Below are 16,577 nucleotides of genomic sequence, written 5' to 3'. Positions count from 1 at the left end.
GCCAGACTGGGCGCATGCGGATCGAGACGGCGACCGAGCCCGGCAGCCCCGACGTGCCCAACGAGGACTTCGTGTCGGTGGCGGTCCCCGCGGACGGCGGTGGCGCGCTGGTACTGCTGGACGGCGTCACCCCGCCTCCCGGCAACGGCGGCTGCGTCCACTCGGTCCCGTGGTTCGCCGCGCGGCTGGGCGGCGCCCTGCTGGAGCTGGCGGCCCGCCGCGAAGCGCCGCTGGCGGACTGCCTGGCGGCTGCCGTGGCCCGCACCGCCCAGGCCCACGAGGGAACGTGTGATCTTTCTCACCAGCTCACGCCGCAGGCCACGGTGGTGGCGGCGCGCTGGGACGAGGCCGCCGTCGAGTACCTCGTGCTGTCGGACTCGGCGCTGCTGCTGGCCGGACCGGACGGCACGGTCACCGCCGTCCTGGACGACCGGATCGACCGGCTGCGGGAGCGCGGGGTGCGGCTGGCGCCGCTGCGCAACCGCGAGGGCGGCTTCTTCACGGCCGCCGCCGACCCGGCGGTGGCGGCCAAGGCGGTCACGGGCAGCGTGCCGCGCGACCGGGTACGGGCGCTGGCGGCGCTCACCGACGGTGCCGCGCGGTCGGTCGAGGTCTACCGGACGGACGGCTGGGCCGGCGCGTTCGGGCTGCTGCGCGGGGCCGGGCCCGGGGCGCTGATCGCCCGGGTGCGCGCGCTGGAGGCCGAGCGGCCCGCCCCGGGCAAGGCCCACGACGACGCGACCGCCGTCCTGGTGGAGCTGTAGCCGCTCCCGGCCCGCACCCGCCCGCTCACCTCCGTACGGCCTGACGGCACCGTACGGCGCCGCCTGGGTCCGACACCGGGACGCGGGCAGCCGGGCGGCTCAGCCGCCCTGGAGGTCGTTGAAGCGGTGCAGCAGGCGGGCGAGTTCGGCCACCTCGCCGGCGCCCCAGGCGTCGAGCTGGGCGAGGAAGCGGTCACGCCGGGCGCTGCGCACCCGGGAGAACCGCTCCCGGCCCTCGGAGGTCAGCCGCGTCAGGTGGGCCCGGCCGTCCGCGGGGTCGGGCTCGCGGGCGATCAGCCCGAGCTCCTCCAGGCCGCGCAGCTGGCGGCTCATCGTCGCCTTGCCGACGCCGAAGTAGGCGGCCAGCTCCGTGGCGCGTTCCGGCTCGACCTCCGCGAGGCGGACGAGGAGCCCGTACGCGGCGGGTTCCAGGCCGGGGTGCACCTCGCGTGCGAGTTCCCCGGAGACGGCCCGGGCGCGGCGGAAGAGCACCGACAGTTCGCGTTCGAGTTCCGCCGCCCCCTGCTGGAGGCCGACGGCCCCACGCGGCTCATCAGCGTTCGTCGGAGACACCGGCCCCACTTTCACCAGCTGAAAGTTCTCTTCACCCACGGTGGTTTCCGCAGCACGTCAAGTATTTCGCAGGCGTAGACCAACGGCGGTTCCGGGGCCCTCTTCCACGCGCGTAGCTCTCCCCCGTACCGTCACGCTTGTCATGACCACATCGAGGTCATGCCGAGTCCCTCCTGGAGGCACGTATGTCCCGCGGAGTCCTCTCCGTCGTGCACGACACCGGCTCGGCCCGGACCCGGCTCGCGCTCTGCGCCGGCCTGTTCACCGCCATGGTCGCACTGGTCCTCTCCGCCCCCGGCGCGGCCCACGCCGCCGCCCCGGCCGCGTCCGCCAAGGCCGGGCACGTCTCCCACCCCCAGCTGGACTGGATGGGGTCCACCGTCGCCGCCCACGAGGGCAGCGGCTCCGCCAGCGCCTCCGCCACCTCCGAGGCCGCCACCCCGCTGGCGGCGACCCAGACCCCCGGCATGGACGTCTCCGGCTACCAGGGCAGCGTCAACTGGTCGACGGCCTGGGCGAACGGCGCGAAGTTCGCCTACGTCAAGGCCACGGAGAGCACCACTTACACCAACCCCGACTTCGCCCAGCAGTACAACGGCTCATACAACGTCGGGATGATCCGCGGCTCCTACCACTTCGCCACCCCGGACACCTCCGCCGGCGCCACCCAGGCCGACTACTTCATCGCCCACGGCGGCGGCTGGTCCGCCGACGGCAAGACGCTGCCGGGCGCCCTCGACATCGAGTACAACCCCTACGGCGCCACCTGCTACGGCCTGAGCCAGGCCGCCATGGTCAGCTGGATCCACGCCTTCGCCAACGAGTACAACGCGAAGGAGGGCGTCTACCCGGTGATCTACTCGACCCTCGACTGGTGGACGACCTGCACCGGCAACAGCAGCGCCTTCGCCACCACCAGCCCGTTCTGGATCGCGAAGTACTCCACCAGCGCCGGCACCCTGCCCGCGGGCTACACCTACTACACCTTCTGGCAGCACGCCGACTCCGGCACCTTCCCCGGCGACCAGGACTACTTCAACGGCGACACCTCCCGCCTCTCGGCCCTCGCCCTGGGCTGACCCGGCGCCCCCGTCCCCCGCGCACCCGCGCGCGGCGCGCGCCGTGCCGCCCTCCGTCGTCCGGGGGCGGCACGGCGCGCGGGCCGACGGTTCCGGTCAGGCGGCCAGCGGGACCTGCTCCGCAGCCGCGGCGGCGGGCTCCAGGGCCAGTGCCAGGACCTGGCGGACGTCGCTGACCGGGTGGACCTCCAGGGCGGCCAGCACCTCGGCCGGGACGTCGTCGAGGTCCGCCTCGTTGCGCTTGGGGATGACGACGGTCGTCACCCCGGCGCGGTGCGCGGCCAGCAGCTTCTGCTTGACCCCGCCGATCGGCAGCACCCGGCCGGTGAGCGAGACCTCGCCGGTCATCGCGACGTCCGGGCGGACCTTGCGGCCGGAGAGCAGCGAGGCCAGCGCCGTGGTCATCGTGACACCCGCGCTCGGCCCGTCCTTGGGCACGGCGCCGGCCGGCACGTGCAGGTGCACACCGCGGTCCTTCAGGTCTCCGACGGGCAGCTCCAGTTCGGCGCCGCGCGAGCGCAGGAAGGAGAGCGCGATCTGCGCGGACTCCTTCATCACGTCGCCCAGCTGGCCGGTGAGCTGCACACCCGCCCCGCCGGTCTCCGGGTCGGCCAGCGACGCCTCGATGTAGAGCACGTCGCCCCCCGCGCCGGTGACCGCCAGGCCGGTGGCCACGCCCGGCACCGCCGTACGCCGCTCCTCCGGGTCCTGGGCCGCCTCCGGCACGTGGTGCGGCCGGCCGATCAGGCCGCGCAGCGAGTCCGGGCCGATGGTGACGGGCAGTTCGAGCCCGCCGAGCTCGTGCTGCGCGGTGATCTTGCGCAGCAGCCGCGCCACCGTCCGCTCCAGGGTGCGCACCCCCGCCTCGCGGGTGTACTCCCCGGCCAGCCGGCGCAGCGCCGCCTCGTCGAAGGCCACCTCCTCGGGGGTCAGCCCGGCCCGGTCCAGCTGGCGCGGCACCAGGTGGTCGCGGGCGATGACGACCTTCTCGTCCTCGGTGTAGCCGTCCAGCCGGACCAGCTCCATCCGGTCCAGCAGCGGCTCCGGGATGGCCTCCAGGACGTTCGCGGTGGCCAGGAAGACGACGTCGGACAGGTCCAGCTCCACCTCCAGGTAGTGGTCCCGGAAGGTGTGGTTCTGCGCCGGGTCCAGCACCTCCAGCAGCGCCGCCGCCGGGTCGCCCCGGAAGTCGGAGCCGACCTTGTCGACCTCGTCCAGCAGCACCACCGGGTTCATCGAGCCGGCTTCCTTGATCGCCCGCACGACGCGGCCGGGCAGCGCGCCCACGTACGTCCTGCGGTGGCCGCGGATCTCGGCCTCGTCGCGGACGCCGCCGAGGGCGACCCGGACGAACTTCCGGCCCATGGCCCGCGCCACCGACTCCCCGAGCGAGGTCTTTCCGACCCCGGGCGGCCCGACCAGGGCCAGCACCGCGCCGCCGGGCCGCCGCCCGCCGCCGTTGCCGCCGCCGACGGCGGCCAGGCCGCGGTCGGCCCGGCGCTTGCGGACGGCCAGGTACTCGGTGATGCGCTCCTTGACGTCGTCGAGGCCGGCGTGGTCCGCGTCGAGCACGGCACGGGCGCCGGCGACGTCGTAGGTGTCCTGGGTGGTGGTGTTCCACGGCAGCTCCAGGACGGTGTCCAGCCAGGTCCTGATCCACGAGCCCTCAGGGGAGGCGTCGCTGGACCGCTCCAGCTTCTCGACCTCCTTCAGCGCGGCCTCGCGGACCTTCTCCGGCAGGTCGGCGGCCTCGACCCGGGCGCGGTAGTCGCCGCCCTCGGTCTCGGGCTCGCCGCGCAGCTCGGACAGCTCCTTGCGGACGGCGTTCAGCTGCTGCTGGAGCAGGAACTCGCGCTGCTGCTTGTCCATGCCCTCCTGGACGTCCTTGCGGATGGTCTCCGCCACGTCCTGCTCGGCCAGGTGCTCCCGCAGCCACCGCACCGCCAGCCGCAGCCGGGCGACGGGGTCGGCCGTCTCCAGCAGCTCCACGCGCTGCTCGACGGAGAGGAACGGGGAGTAGCCGGAGTTGTCGGCGAGCTGGCCGGCGTCCTCGATCTGCTGGACCCGGTCGACGACCTGCCAGGCGCCGCGCTTGCGCAGCCAGCTGGTGGCCAGGGCCTTGTACTCCCGCGTCAGCTCCGCGACGGCGCCGGGCGCCTCGGCGGGTTCGGGCTCCGGCACGAGGGCGCCCTCCACCCACAGGGCGGCCCCGGGGCCGGTGGTGCCGGCTCCGATCCGCACCCGGGACCGGCCGCGGATCACCGCGCCGGGGTCGCCGTCGGAGAGCCGGCCGACCTGCTCCACGCTGCCGAGGGTGCCCAGGGCGGCGTACCTGCCGTCGACCCGGGGCACCAGCAGCACCTGCGGCTTGGCGGCCGCCTGCGCGGGGTTCGGGCCGGAGTGCGCGGCCTGGGCGGCCTCCACCGCGGCCCGCACCTCGCCGTCGGTCAGGTCCAGCGGGACGACCATGCCGGGGAGCACGACCTCCCCGTCGAGAGGCAGTACCGGGAGGGTGAGGTTGGAACTCTGCGGCTCAAATGCCATGATCGCTCCCTGTGCAAGCAAGTTGAGTACAACCCACTCAATGCTCAGGACTCCGCTGGTGTTCCCGGGTTCCGGCGGGTCGGCGTTCGCCGTCAGCGAAGGGCCCCGAGGCGTGGTTCGCGGCACTCTGGGAGGCCCGGGCGGTAGAACAACCGATCGCGGCCCGGCCATCCCCCGGCAGGGCCGCGCAGGCCGTTCCCCGCCCCGCCCGCCCCGCGCCGCGGGGCGGGGCGGGGCGGGGCGGGGCGGGGAACAGCGAGGGGCCGGCAGGAGGCAGGCAGGAGCCACGGCGACCGGCTCAGCGGACCGGCTCGGCGGACCGACCAGCGGACCGGCTCAGCGGACCGGCTCAGCGGACGGCGCGCAGGAACGCGGAGGTCGCCGCGCGGCCGAGCATCTCGAAGCGGCTGTCGCCCGCCAGGTGCGCGTCGGCACCCTCCTGGACGCCGGCCCACTTGTTGTCGCCGTAGTCGTCGAGGACGACGATCGCACCGGGCGCCGCGATCTTCTCGGCCCACTCCAGGTCCTCCGCGACCCCCCGAGCGCTGTGGTCGCCGTCGATGATGATGACGCCGTACTCCCGGTCGGAGACGGCGGCGCGCACCTGGGGGTCGCCGGAGAAGCCGACCTCGATGCGGGCCCGCTCGCCGGCGGCCCCGCCCAGCGCCAGGTTGGCCCGGACCACGTCGACCCGGACCGGGGTGCCGGTCGGGTCCAGTCCCTCCAGGCCGCCGGGCTGGAGCTGCGACCCCACCAGCGGGTCGACGACGGTCAGCTCCGGCTCGATGCCCGCGCGGTGCAGCATCCGCAGCAGCGTGGCGGAGAAGAGGCCGTAGAGGGTGCCGATCTCCAGCACCTGCGCGTTCGGCGGGGCGAGCAGCGGGACGGCGGCGAGCTTGCCGCACACGTTCTGGGTGGAGCCGGCCAACCGGCCCACCGCCAGCGCCTCCAGGGCGATGACGTTGCGGAAGGCGACGGTCACGTTGCGCCGGGCGGCCGCCCGCTCCGCACCGCTGACCTCGGCCACCTCGGTGACCAGGCGGTCTATCTGCTCCCGCGTGGGCAGGCGGGGGCCGCTGCGCCCGGCGTGGTCGAAGAGCAGGCCGATCGCGTGCTCCTGGGCACGCAGCTCGGCCACCTCGCGGCGCACGCTGTCGAGTTCGCTCCGCAGACTCGACACCGGCCGCTGGACCCGCCGGTCCACCAAGTTCGCGGCCGGACGCAGCAGCCGCCGGGCCACCCTGTTCTTGAGAAGAGAAGGCATGGGCCGGAAGCTACGCCCCGGCCGAAGGGCCCCGGAGGATGAACGGGACAGCCATAACCGGAAGAGATGCGGTACGAACGGTGAACCACAGATGGCACATGGACAGCCAAGTGCCCTTTTTTTCTTCCGAGTTGGGTGAAAATTGGGTCATGCCCCTTGCACAGCGGCCCGGACCGCACTCGACCCGCTCCGCCGACCACACCCCGCCGACCCCACCCCCGCGGGCCCCGCCGCCTGCGCCGACCCTGGCGGCCCCGGCGACAGGCCCGTGGTGCTGGACCGGCGCGACGGGCCGTACGGGGAGGCGGTACTGCGCCGGCACGGGGACCGGCTGGAGATCATCGCCAACGGCACCTTCCTGATGGACACCTCCGACGGCCGCTCGGAGCGGCTCCTGGTGGACGCCGCGCTGGCCGCCCTGCCGCCCGGCCGGCAGGGCGCGAGCGTGCTCATCGGCGGCCTGGGAGTCGGGTTCTCGCTGGCCAGGGCGGTGGCCGAGGCGCGCTGGGGGCGCATCGCGGTGGTGGAGCGGGAGCCGGCCGTCGTCGACTGGCACCGGGCCGGCCACTTCGCGCCGTTCAGCGGCGGCGCCCTGGACGACCCGCGGGTGCGGCTGGTCGCCGGGGACCTGACCGCCCACCTGCACGGCACCGCGGAGCGCTACGACGCGATCTGCCTGGACATCGACAACGGCCCGGACTGGACAGTCACCGAGAACAACGGCAGTCTCTACAGTCCCAGCGGCCTCGCCGACTGCCGGGAGCGGCTGACCTCCGGCGGCGTGCTCGCCGTGTGGTCCGCCCGCCCCTCGGCGGCCTTCGAGGCGGCGCTGGGCAGGGCGGGGTTCACCGGAGTGCGCACCCTGGAGGTGCCCGTCAGGCGGGGTGTGCCCGACGCGGTGCACCTCGCGGTCAGGCCGTGAGGACGTGCGGGCGAGCGGGCCGGGAGAGCCGCGGGCGTCGTAGTCAGCGGTACCGACCGCCCCGTACGCTGCCGGTGACGGACGAGCTTGTGGGGCGGAAGTGGACAGCGCACAGACGACGGGCGCGCAGCGCCGGGTGCTGGTGGTCGAGGACGACCAGACGATAGGGCAGGCGATCACGGTCCGGCTCCAGGCGGAGGGGTTCCTGGTCCGCACCGCGGGCGACGGGCCGACCGCGGTGGAGACCGCCCGCGGCTGGCACCCCGACCTGCTGGTGCTCGACGTGATGCTGCCCGGCTTCGACGGCCTGGAGGTCTGCCGCCGGGTGCAGGCGGAGCGGCCGGTGCCGGTGCTGATGCTCACCGCGCGGGACGAGGAGACGGACATGCTCGTGGGCCTGGGCGTGGGCGCCGACGACTACATGACCAAGCCGTTCTCCATGCGCGAACTGGCCGCCCGGGTGCACGTGCTGCTGCGCCGGGTGGAGCGGGCGGCGTCTGCGGCGGTCGGCACCCGGGGCGCCAGCATCCACCTGGGCGACCTGGAGATCGACCACGCCCAGCGCCGGGTCAGGGTGGCCGGCGGCGACGTGCACCTGACGCCCACCGAGTTCGAGCTGCTGGTCTGCCTGGCGCAGCAGCCCCGGGCGGTGCTCTCCCGTGAGCAGCTGCTGGCCGAGGTGTGGGACTGGACCGACGCCTCCGGCACCCGCACCGTCGACAGCCACGTCAAGGCGCTGCGCCGGAAGATCGGCGCCGAGCGGATTCGCACCGTGCACGGCGTCGGGTACGCGCTGGAGACGCCGGCGCCGTGAGACCGGGGCGGCGGGAGCCCGGCCGGCTGGAACGGGGCTCGGGGGCGGGGCGCCGGGCGCGCCGCGGGACGCGGGGGCGCGGACGCGTCGGGCGGGGCGAACCGGGAGGGCGGTGCCCCGGACGGCCCGGGGCGGCTGGGGCGGCTGCGGCACTGGGCGTGGAACGCGCTGCGGCCGGTGGACCCGGCCCGCTCGATCAAGGCGGCGCTCCAGGCGCTGGTCATCGCCTCCGTGATGATCACCACACTGCTGGTGCTGATCGCGTTCCACTCGAAGACCGGCATACGTGTCATCACCATCTTCTCGATCATCGCCTCGCTGCTGATCACGCAGATCGTCGCCACCAACCTGACCGCGCCGCTGCGCGAGATGACGGCGGTGGCGCGGGCGATGGCACGCGGCGACTACAGCCGCCGGGTGGCCGGGGTGCGCAGGGACGAGGTCGGCGAGCTGGCCGAGACCTTCAACCGGATGGCGGCGGACCTGGAGGCGGTGGACCACCACCGCAAGGAGCTGGTGGCGAACGTCTCGCACGAGCTGCGCACCCCCATCGCGGCGCTGCGGGCGGTGCTGGAGAACGTGGTGGACGGCGTCTCCGAGCCCGACCCGGAGACGATGCGGCTGGCGCTGCGGCAGACCGAGCGGCTGGGCAAGCTGGTCAGCCAGCTGCTCGACCTGTCCCGGCTGGACAGCGGGGCGGTACTGCTGGACGCCAAGCGGTTCGAGGTGTGGCCGTACCTGTCGGCGGTGCTGAAGACGGCCGGGCTGGGCATGGGCGGCACGCACGCCTCGGGGACCCGCTTCCGGCCCCGTGCCGACGTGCCGATGCATCTGGACGTCTTCCCGCCCGAGCTGGTCGCCTACGCCGACGGGGAGCGGCTGCACCAGGTGGTGGCGAACCTGGTGGACAACGCGGTCAAGCACAGCCCGCCGGGCGGCCGGGTCACCGTACGGGCGCGGAGCGGGCCGACGCCCGGCAGCCTCGACCTGGAGGTGCGCGACGAGGGGCCCGGCATCCCCGAGGCCGACCGGGACCGGGTCTTCGAGCGCTTCCACCGCGGCTCGCGGCCGGGCCGGGACGGGGGTACGGGGCTGGGGCTGGCCATCGCCCGCTGGGCGGTGGACCTCCACGGCGGGCGGATCGAGGTGGCCGAATCCCCGCGCGGCTGCCGCATCCACGTCACCCTTCCGGGAAAGCCGTCCGGGCAGCGTTGACGCGCCCCGGAGCGCCCCCGCCGTGCCCGCGCCGACCGGCCGGCCCCGCCGACCCGGGACGACCCGGGCCGAAGGGCCGGAATCGTACCCACCACTGGCATAGACCACTGGCCGGGCGAACGCCCAAGAGGGACCCCTTTCCCGCCACTCGGAGCCCCGAAACCAGGATTCTGGTGTGATGTACGCGACGAGTGGCCCCCAGAACTGCGGAAGAGGCCCAGGTAGGCGTAGCCTTTATTCCCGCTGTCCACCATCTTGTGAAGCGGAAGAGGGCGGTTACCGCCGTGTCGCCACAGTCCCCCAATAGCTCCAACGTCTCCACCGACCACGACGCGCAGGGCCAGCCCCCGGCGCAGGGCTTCGGCCCCAACGAGTGGCTCGTCGACGAGATCTACCAGCAGTATCTGCAGGATCCGAATTCGGTAGACCGCGCCTGGTGGGACTTCTTCGCCGACTACAAGCCGGACGGCTCCACCGCGCCGGCCGCCCCGGCCGGCCAGGGAGGCGCCTCCGGCGCCGCCAAGCGGGTCACCGCGGGCGTGCCGGGGTCGGCCCCGTCGGCCGACGGTGCCGCCGCCCCGCCGGCTCCCTCCGGCCAGGCCCCGGCCGCCCCCGCGGCGCCGGCCGCCCCGCCGGCGGCGCCCGCGCCGGTCGCGCCCGCCGCCGCGCCGCAGCCGGCCGCCGCGAAGCCCGCCACGTCGGCCCCGGCCGCGAAGCCGGCCGCGACCCCGGCGCCGGCCCCGGCCGCCGCCCTTGAGGAGCCGGTCACCGAGTACGTGACGCTGCGCGGCCCCTCCGCGGCCGTGGCGAAGAACATGAGCGCCTCCCTGGAGCTGCCCACCGCCACCTCGGTGCGGGCGATCCCGGTGAAGCTGCTCTTCGACAACCGCATCGTCATCAACAACCACCTCAAGCGCGCCCGCGGCGGCAAGGTCTCCTTCACGCACCTCATCGGCTACGCGATGGTGCAGGCGCTGAAGACCATGCCGTCGATGAACTGGCACTTCGCTGAGAAGGACGGCAAGCCCACGCTGGTCAAGCCCGACCACGTGAACCTGGGCCTGGCCATCGACCTGGTGAAGCCCAACGGCGACCGCCAGCTGGTCGTCGCCGCCATCAAGAAGGCCGAGACCCTCAACTTCTTCGAGTTCTGGCAGGCGTACGAGGACATCGTCCGCCGGGCCCGCTCGGGCAAGCTGACGATGGACGACTTCACCGGCGTCACCTCGTCGCTGACCAACCCCGGCGGCCTGGGCACCGTGCACTCGGTGCCGCGGCTGATGCCCGGGCAGTCGATGATCCTCGGCGTCGGCTCCATGGACTACCCGGCCGAGTTCCAGGGCACCTCGCAGGACACCCTGAACAAGCTGGGCATCTCCAAGGTGATGACCCTCACCAGCACGTACGACCACCGGGTGATCCAGGGCGCCGCCTCCGGCGAGTTCCTGCGGATCATGAGCCAGCTGCTGCTGGGCGAGAACGACTTCTTCGACGACATCTTCGCCGCGCTGCGCATCCCGTACGAGCCGGTCCGCTGGCGCACCGACATCGACACCGGCCACGACGACGACGTCACCAAGGCCGCCCGGGTCTTCGAGCTGATCCACTCCTACCGGGTGCGCGGCCACGTCATGGCCGACACCGACCCGCTGGAGTACCGGCAGCGCAAGCACCCGGACCTGGACGTGCTGGAGCACGGCCTGACCCTGTGGGACCTGGAGCGCGAGTTCGCCGTCGGCGGCTTCGCCGGCAAGACCCTGATGAAGCTGCGCGACATCCTCGGCGTGCTGCGCGACTCGTACTGCCGCACCGTCGGTGTCGAGTTCATGCACATCCAGGACCCCAAGCAGCGCAAGTGGATCCAGGACCGGATCGAGCGCCCGCACGCCAAGCCGGAGCGCGACGAGCAGCTGCGCATCCTGCGCCGGCTCAACGCGGCCGAGGCGTTCGAGACGTTCCTGCAGACCAAGTACGTCGGCCAGAAGCGGTTCTCGCTGGAGGGCGGCGAGTCCGTCATCCCGCTGCTCGACGCGGTGCTGGACGCGGCCGCCGAGTCGCGGCTGGACGAGGCGATCATCGGCATGGCCCACCGCGGCCGGCTGAACGTGCTCGCCAACATCGTCGGCAAGTCCTACGCGCAGATCTTCCGCGAGTTCGAGGGCAACCTCGACCCGAAGTCGATGCACGGCTCCGGCGACGTGAAGTACCACCTGGGCGCCGAGGGCAACTTCACCGGCCTGGACGGCGAGCAGATCCGGGTGTCGCTGGCGGCCAACCCGTCGCACCTGGAGACCGTCGACCCGGTCATCGAGGGCATCGCCCGTGCCCGGCAGGACATCATCAACAAGGGCGGCACCGACTTCACCGTGCTGCCGGTGGCGCTGCACGGCGACGCGGCCTTCGCGGGCCAGGGCGTCGTCGCCGAGACGCTGAACATGTCGCAGCTGCGCGGCTACCGCACCGGCGGCACCGTCCACGTGGTGATCAACAACCAGGTCGGGTTCACCGCTCCCCCGGAGTCGGCCCGCTCCTCGATGTACAGCACCGACGTGGCGCGCATGATCGAGGCGCCGATCTTCCACGTCAACGGGGACGACCCCGAGGCCGTGGTGCGGGTGGCGCGGCTGGCGTTCGAGTTCCGTCAGGCGTTCAACAAGGACGTCGTGATCGACCTCATCTGCTACCGGCGGCGCGGCCACAACGAGTCCGACAACCCGGCCTTCACCCAGCCGCTGATGTACGACCTGATCGACAAGAAGCGCTCGGTGCGCAAGCTCTACACCGAGTCGCTGATCGGCCGGGGCGACATCACCCTGGAAGAGGCCGAGCAGGCCCTGCAGGACTACCAGGGCCAGCTGGAGAAGGTCTTCACCGAGGTCCGCGAGGCCGCCGCGGCGCCCGCCGAGCTGGCCCCGCAGGACGACGCGCAGGCCGAGTTCCCGGTGCCGGTGCCGACCGCGGTCACCGCCGAGGTGGTCAAGCGGATCGCCGCCTCGCAGGTGAACCTGCCCGAGACGTTCAACGTGCACCCCCGGCTGCTGCCGCAGCTCCAGCGCCGTATGGCGATGGTCGAGGACGGCACGATCGACTGGGGCATGGGCGAGACCCTGGCGATCGGCTCGCTGCTGCTGGACGGCACCCCCGTCCGGCTGGCCGGCCAGGACTCCCGCCGCGGCACCTTCGGCCAGCGGCACGCGGTGCTCATCGACCGGGTCACCGGCGAGGACTACACCCCGCTGCTGTACCTGTCGGAGGACCAGGCCCACTACAACGTGTACGACTCGCTGCTCAGCGAGTACGCCGCGATGGGCTTCGAGTACGGCTACTCGCTGGCCCGCCCGGACGCGCTGGTGATGTGGGAGGCCCAGTTCGGCGACTTCGCCAACGGCGCCTCGTCCATCATCGACGAGTACATCAGCGCCGCCGAGCAGAAGTGGGGCCAGACCTCCGGCGTCGTGCTGCTGCTGCCGCACGGCTACGAGGGCCAGGGCCCGGACCACTCCTCGGCCCGCATCGAGCGCTACCTCCAGCTGTGCGCGCAGAACAACATGACGGTGGCGTTCCCGACCACTCCGGCGAACTACTTCCACCTGCTGCGCTGGCAGGTCCACAACCCGCACCACAAGCCGCTGATCGTCTTCACCCCGAAGTCGATGCTCCGGCTGAAGGCGGCGGCGTCGAAGGCGGAGGACTTCACCACCGGCCAGTTCCAGCCGGTGATCGGCGACACCACGGTGCGGCCGGACGCGGTCCGCAAGGTCGTCTTCTGCACCGGCAAGGTCTACTACGACCTGATCGCCGAGCGGGAGCGGCGCGGCGCCGAGGACGTGGCGATCATCCGCATCGAGCGGCTGTACCCGCTGCCCGGCGCGGAGATCCAGCAGGCGCTGGCCCCCTTCACCAAGGCGCAGAAGTTCGTCTGGGCCCAGGAGGAGCCGGCCAACCAGGGTGCGTGGCCGTTCATCGCGCTGAACCTGATCGACCACCTGGACCTGGTGCTGGGCGCGGCCCCGGACAACGCGGACCGGCTGCGGCGGGTCTCCCGTCCGGCCTCGTCCTCGCCGGCCGTCGGCTCCGCGAAGCGCCACCAGGAGCAGCAGGAGCAGCTCACCCGCGAGGTCTTCGAGATCTGATCCCGGTCAGGTCCGAAGCACCGGCGGTACGCGTTCGACGCCGGCGCCCCGCCCCCGGAGGTTTCCGGGGGCGGGGCGCCGGCCTGTTGCCGCTCTGACGCCTCCCTGACCCGGTACTGGGCCAGCGCCGGCGCGTCCTCCAGGTCGGCCGGCGCCCGCGGGTCGACCAGCACCGCGGCGGGTCGCCGCGATCGGTGATGGTGGTCCGTTCTCGGGCGGGTGAAGCCCGGCGGACCAGTGCCCAGAGGCGGCCAGGCCGTCCCCTACGAGCTGAAGGGCTCGAAGTCCCAGTAGGGGCGGGTGCGGGAGCGGGCCGAGACGGTGTGGGGGTGCTGGGGGCCGAGGGTGCGGGCCAGGGCGGCCAGGGCCTCCTCCTCGATCTTGTCGGCCTCCCGGCGGCGGCGCAGGTTGCGCAGGTCCGCGGCCAGCGCGATCCGGCAGGAGAGCGTCAACGGGTGCTCCCGGCCGAGCCGTTCGGCCGCCTGCCGGGCGGTGCGGCGGCTGATCTCCGCCGCGCTCTCCGGGTCGCCGGCCAGGTTCCGCGCGGAGCCGGCGTTGAGGGCGCAGGCGAGCGTCCAGGGGTGGGCGTCGCCGACCGCGCGGGCCATCCCGGCGAGCGCGTCCTCCGCCTCGATCTGCGACTGCTGCCGCTCGCCCGCGGCCCGCAGCAGCAGCGCGTGGTTGGCGAGGACCCCGGCGGTGTAGGGGTGGCGGTCGCCGAACGCGGCGCGGTAGTGGTCCAGGACGGCCTCGCCGAGCTCGCGGGCGCGGTCCAGGTCGCCGTGCGAGCGCTCGAACGTGGACAGGCTCGCCACGGCCCGCACGGTGAGCGGGTCGCTGTCGCCGAGCACCCGCTCGCACCGCTCCACCAGCCCGGCCAGCACCGTCGCGGCCCGCGGCCGGTCCCCCACCCGCCGGTAGCACAGCGCCAGGTTGTGCTCGGCGCGCAGCGTCTGCGGGTTGTCGGCGCCCATGACGGTGCGGTGCACCTCGGCGTTGCGCTCCTGTACGGAGGTGGCCCGCTCGTACTGGCCGGTCAGCCGCAGGTCGTGGGCGTAGGAGTTCTCCGAGGACAGGGTGAGGCTGTGCCGTTCGCGCAGCAGCTCGCGCATCGCCTCCATCGTCGACTGGTCCAGCGCCAGCGCGTCGTCGTAGCGGCCCAGCAGGCGCAGGCCGACGCCCATGTTGTTCTGGGCGACGAGGAAGCTGGCGTCCTGCCGGCCGAAGAGGTCGCGGTAGCCGTCGCGGACCTGCCGGGCGAGGACCAGCGCCTCGTCGTAGCTGCCCAGCGCCCGCAGGTCGGCGGCCAGGCTGCCGGCGGCCCGCAGGGTGAGCAGGTCGCCGGGGCCGCGTTCGTCGGTGAGCAGTTCGTGGGCGCGGCGGTCGATGGCCTCGGTGGTGGCGTAGTCGCCCATGGCGCGGATCGCGTTGACGCGTTCCTGGGCGAGGTCCCACAGCCGGGGGTGGTCGGCTCCCAGAACGGCCGGCCAGTACTGGGCGGCGGTCTCGGCCAGCCTCCGGGAGGTGCGGTACTCGCCGGAGGAGTTGAGGTAGCGCAGGCAGTTCAGGACGGTCCGCTGGATGTCGGGGTTGGTGGACTCCAGCGCGCCGGACGGCTCCAGGTGCGGCACGATCTCGGCGTAACGCGGCCACAGCCGGGTGTCGTTGGGGCGGGCCGGGTCGGCGGAGGCGAGCATGGTGCGCACCACCCGGGAGTACGTGGCGTGCTCCTCGGGCGACATGTCGGCCCGCACCGCCTGGTAGACCAGCCGGTGCATCTGGACGCCCTCCGAGGCGTCGCCGGCCTCGTCCGCCGCGTCCTGCGGGTCGGACTGGATCACCGACCACTGCGCGAGCTTGCTGATCGCCGAACTCCACAGCAGCGGGTCCTCGATGAGCCCGACCAGCTGCTCGGGCATCTCCCGGTTGGGCAGGTCCCGCACCAGCCGCAGCGGGATCGGCCCGGGCGCGAAGAAGACGCACAGCCGCAGCAGGTCCAGCGCCTCCGGGCGGTCCTCGCGGAGCCGGTTGAGGAGTATCGAGAAGGCGGTGAAGTACGTCATCTGGAAGTCGGCGGCGACCTTGAGGCCCGGCTCGACGTCGCTGCCGTGGCGCACCAGCTCGATGTAGTCGTCGACCAGCATCGCGGAGTCGTTGAGGGCGCCGGCGTTCTGGTCCAGGGCCAGCGCGAGGTCGCCGAGCGCCTCGGCGAGCTTGTCGGCGTCGTTGTCGTCGAGCCGGGGCGCGCGGCGGCGGACGAACGCCACCGACTCGTCGCGGTCGTAGACGGGCACCTCGATCAGCGAGCTGTTGTACTCGCTCCACTCGCGGTTCTGCGAGGTGATCAGCACGTGGCCGGGGCCGGTGGGCACCAGGTCGTGGATCTCCTCGGGCCGGTCGGCGCCGTCCAGGACGACCAGCCAGCGCGGATACGGGCTGCCGCGGCGCAGCGCGTCCCGGACCGCGCGCAGCCGCTCGCCGTACTCCCGGCCGGTGACCAGGCCGAGGGCGGGCGCGAGGCCGGCCAGTTTCTCGCGCAGCGTGCCGCGTTCGCTGGCGCGCACCCACCACACCACGTCGTACTCGGGCTGGAAGCGGTAGACGTACTCGGTGGCGATGTGCGTCTTGCCGACGCCCGACAGGCCGTGCAGGGTGGCGACGCCGGCCCCCGGCTCGGCGGTGGAGAGCTGCTGGTGGAGGGTGGTGAGGAGGTGGTCGCGGCCGGTGAAGCGGGTGTTGCGGCGCGGCACCCCGCCCCACACGGCGGGCTGCTCCAGCGGGTAGCGGGGGCCGTCGCCCAGGCCGTCGGGGCCGGCCGGGCGGACCGGGGTGACGCCGAGCCGGGCCAGCAGGCGGCGTTCGGCCTCCACCGCGCCCAGGCCCCACAGGTCGGCGGCGGCCAGCGCGGCCGCGGCGGACGGCAGCGCGGCGGCGGTGACGCAGACGGCCGCGAACCGGTCGGCGTGCGGTGGCACGACCGCGCGCAGCGCCCGGTTCCACTCCTCGGCCTCGCGCGGGCCCAGCCGGAAGTACCACTCGCTGAGCACCACCAGCACGGTGCCCTCGGAGAGCAGCAGGTCGCGCAGGGCCTGCTCGACGCTGTCGGGGCCGGCGAGGTCCCAACGCTGGAGGGAGACCCGCACGCCCTGCCGCTCCAGCCGGTAGGCGATCCAGGCCGCCCACGGCCGGTTGTACCCGGCGTAGCTGATGGTCACGGGCCCGCGCCCGGATGCCGCTGCCGCGGTCTGCCGCCCTCCGGCCATGCGACC

At 73.7% G+C, this 16,577-nt stretch carries 10 protein-coding genes; 6 read left to right on the top strand and 4 right to left on the bottom strand.

All coding sequences use genetic code 11. The annotated features are described in order from the left end of the window. Positions 1-14 precede the first annotated feature (14 nt). Positions 15-764: a protein phosphatase 2C domain-containing protein gene (locus BS72_RS22780; protein WP_037913115.1), complete on the top strand. Its 750-nt coding sequence runs from the start codon at positions 15-17 to the stop codon at positions 762-764. A gap of 99 nt (positions 765-863) precedes the next feature. Here the strand turns inward: BS72_RS22780 and BS72_RS22775 are convergent, their stop codons facing one another. Next, a complete protein-coding gene (locus tag BS72_RS22775) occupies positions 864-1,337 on the bottom strand; it encodes a MarR family winged helix-turn-helix transcriptional regulator (protein ID WP_407639002.1) in 474 nt (157 codons plus the stop codon). 185 nt (positions 1,338-1,522) lie between these two features. Here BS72_RS22775 and BS72_RS22770 point away from each other — a divergent pair, with 185 nt between their 5' ends. Continuing rightward, a complete protein-coding gene (locus BS72_RS22770; protein WP_037913113.1) occupies positions 1,523-2,416 on the top strand; it encodes a lysozyme in 894 nt (297 codons plus the stop codon). Between the two features lie 96 nt (positions 2,417-2,512). Here BS72_RS22770 and lon read toward each other — a convergent pair whose 3' ends face one another. Together lon and BS72_RS22760 are read right to left on the bottom strand one after the other, a co-directional pair. Then, positions 2,513-4,960 carry an endopeptidase La gene (gene lon, locus BS72_RS22765; protein ID WP_037913110.1) on the bottom strand — a complete coding sequence of 816 codons (2,448 nt, stop codon included), beginning with the start codon at positions 4,958-4,960 and terminating at the stop codon, positions 2,513-2,515. Positions 4,961-5,309: 349 nt separating this feature from the next. Continuing rightward, on the bottom strand, positions 5,310-6,224 hold the full coding sequence (locus BS72_RS22760; RefSeq protein WP_037913107.1) for a class I SAM-dependent methyltransferase: 915 nt from the start codon (positions 6,222-6,224) through the stop codon (positions 5,310-5,312). 271 nt (positions 6,225-6,495) lie between these two features. On the opposite strand from BS72_RS22760, the gene BS72_RS22755 reads away from it, so the two are divergent. From BS72_RS22755 to BS72_RS22740, 4 genes are all read left to right on the top strand, one after another. Next, positions 6,496-7,146, top strand: a complete 651-nt coding sequence (locus BS72_RS22755; RefSeq protein ID WP_407639001.1) for a spermine/spermidine synthase domain-containing protein — start codon at positions 6,496-6,498, stop codon at positions 7,144-7,146. 100 nt (positions 7,147-7,246) lie between these two features. Beyond that, complete coding sequence (locus tag BS72_RS22750; protein WP_037913104.1) at positions 7,247-7,960, top strand: response regulator transcription factor; 714 nt, start codon at positions 7,247-7,249, stop codon at positions 7,958-7,960. Positions 7,961-8,095: 135 nt separating this feature from the next. After that, a complete protein-coding gene (locus tag BS72_RS22745) occupies positions 8,096-9,175 on the top strand; it encodes a HAMP domain-containing sensor histidine kinase (RefSeq protein ID WP_037913103.1) in 1,080 nt (359 codons plus the stop codon). 284 nt (positions 9,176-9,459) lie between these two features. Further along, positions 9,460-13,308 (top strand): multifunctional oxoglutarate decarboxylase/oxoglutarate dehydrogenase thiamine pyrophosphate-binding subunit/dihydrolipoyllysine-residue succinyltransferase subunit, encoded by a 3,849-nt coding sequence (locus BS72_RS22740; protein ID WP_037913102.1) that lies wholly within the window; start codon positions 9,460-9,462, stop codon positions 13,306-13,308. Between the two features lie 263 nt (positions 13,309-13,571). Here BS72_RS22740 and fxsT read toward each other — a convergent pair whose 3' ends face one another. Continuing rightward, positions 13,572-16,571 carry an FxSxx-COOH system tetratricopeptide repeat protein gene (gene fxsT, locus BS72_RS22735; protein ID WP_037913100.1) on the bottom strand — a complete coding sequence of 1,000 codons (3,000 nt, stop codon included), beginning with the start codon at positions 16,569-16,571 and terminating at the stop codon, positions 13,572-13,574. Between the last annotated feature and the right edge of the window lie 6 nt (positions 16,572-16,577).

Source organism: Actinacidiphila yeochonensis CN732 (genome assembly GCF_000745345.1).
GTDB classification, from domain to species: domain Bacteria; phylum Actinomycetota; class Actinomycetes; order Streptomycetales; family Streptomycetaceae; genus Actinacidiphila; species Actinacidiphila yeochonensis.
This window is presented reverse-complemented; position numbering and strand designations above follow the sequence as displayed.

Excerpts from the sequence above, each read along its gene's own strand:
- BS72_RS22760 (WP_037913107.1), bottom strand. The coding sequence starts at position 6,224 with ATGCCTTCTCTTCTCAAGAACAGGGTGGCCCGGCGGCTGCTGCGTCCG.
- BS72_RS22780 (WP_037913115.1), top strand. The coding sequence starts at position 15 with ATGCGGATCGAGACGGCGACCGAGCCCGGCAGCCCCGACGTGCCCAAC.
- BS72_RS22770 (WP_037913113.1), top strand. The coding sequence starts at position 1,523 with ATGTCCCGCGGAGTCCTCTCCGTCGTGCACGACACCGGCTCGGCCCGG.
- fxsT (WP_037913100.1), bottom strand. The coding sequence starts at position 16,571 with ATGGCCGGAGGGCGGCAGACCGCGGCAGCGGCATCCGGGCGCGGGCCC.
- lon (WP_037913110.1), bottom strand. The coding sequence starts at position 4,960 with ATGGCATTTGAGCCGCAGAGTTCCAACCTCACCCTCCCGGTACTGCCT.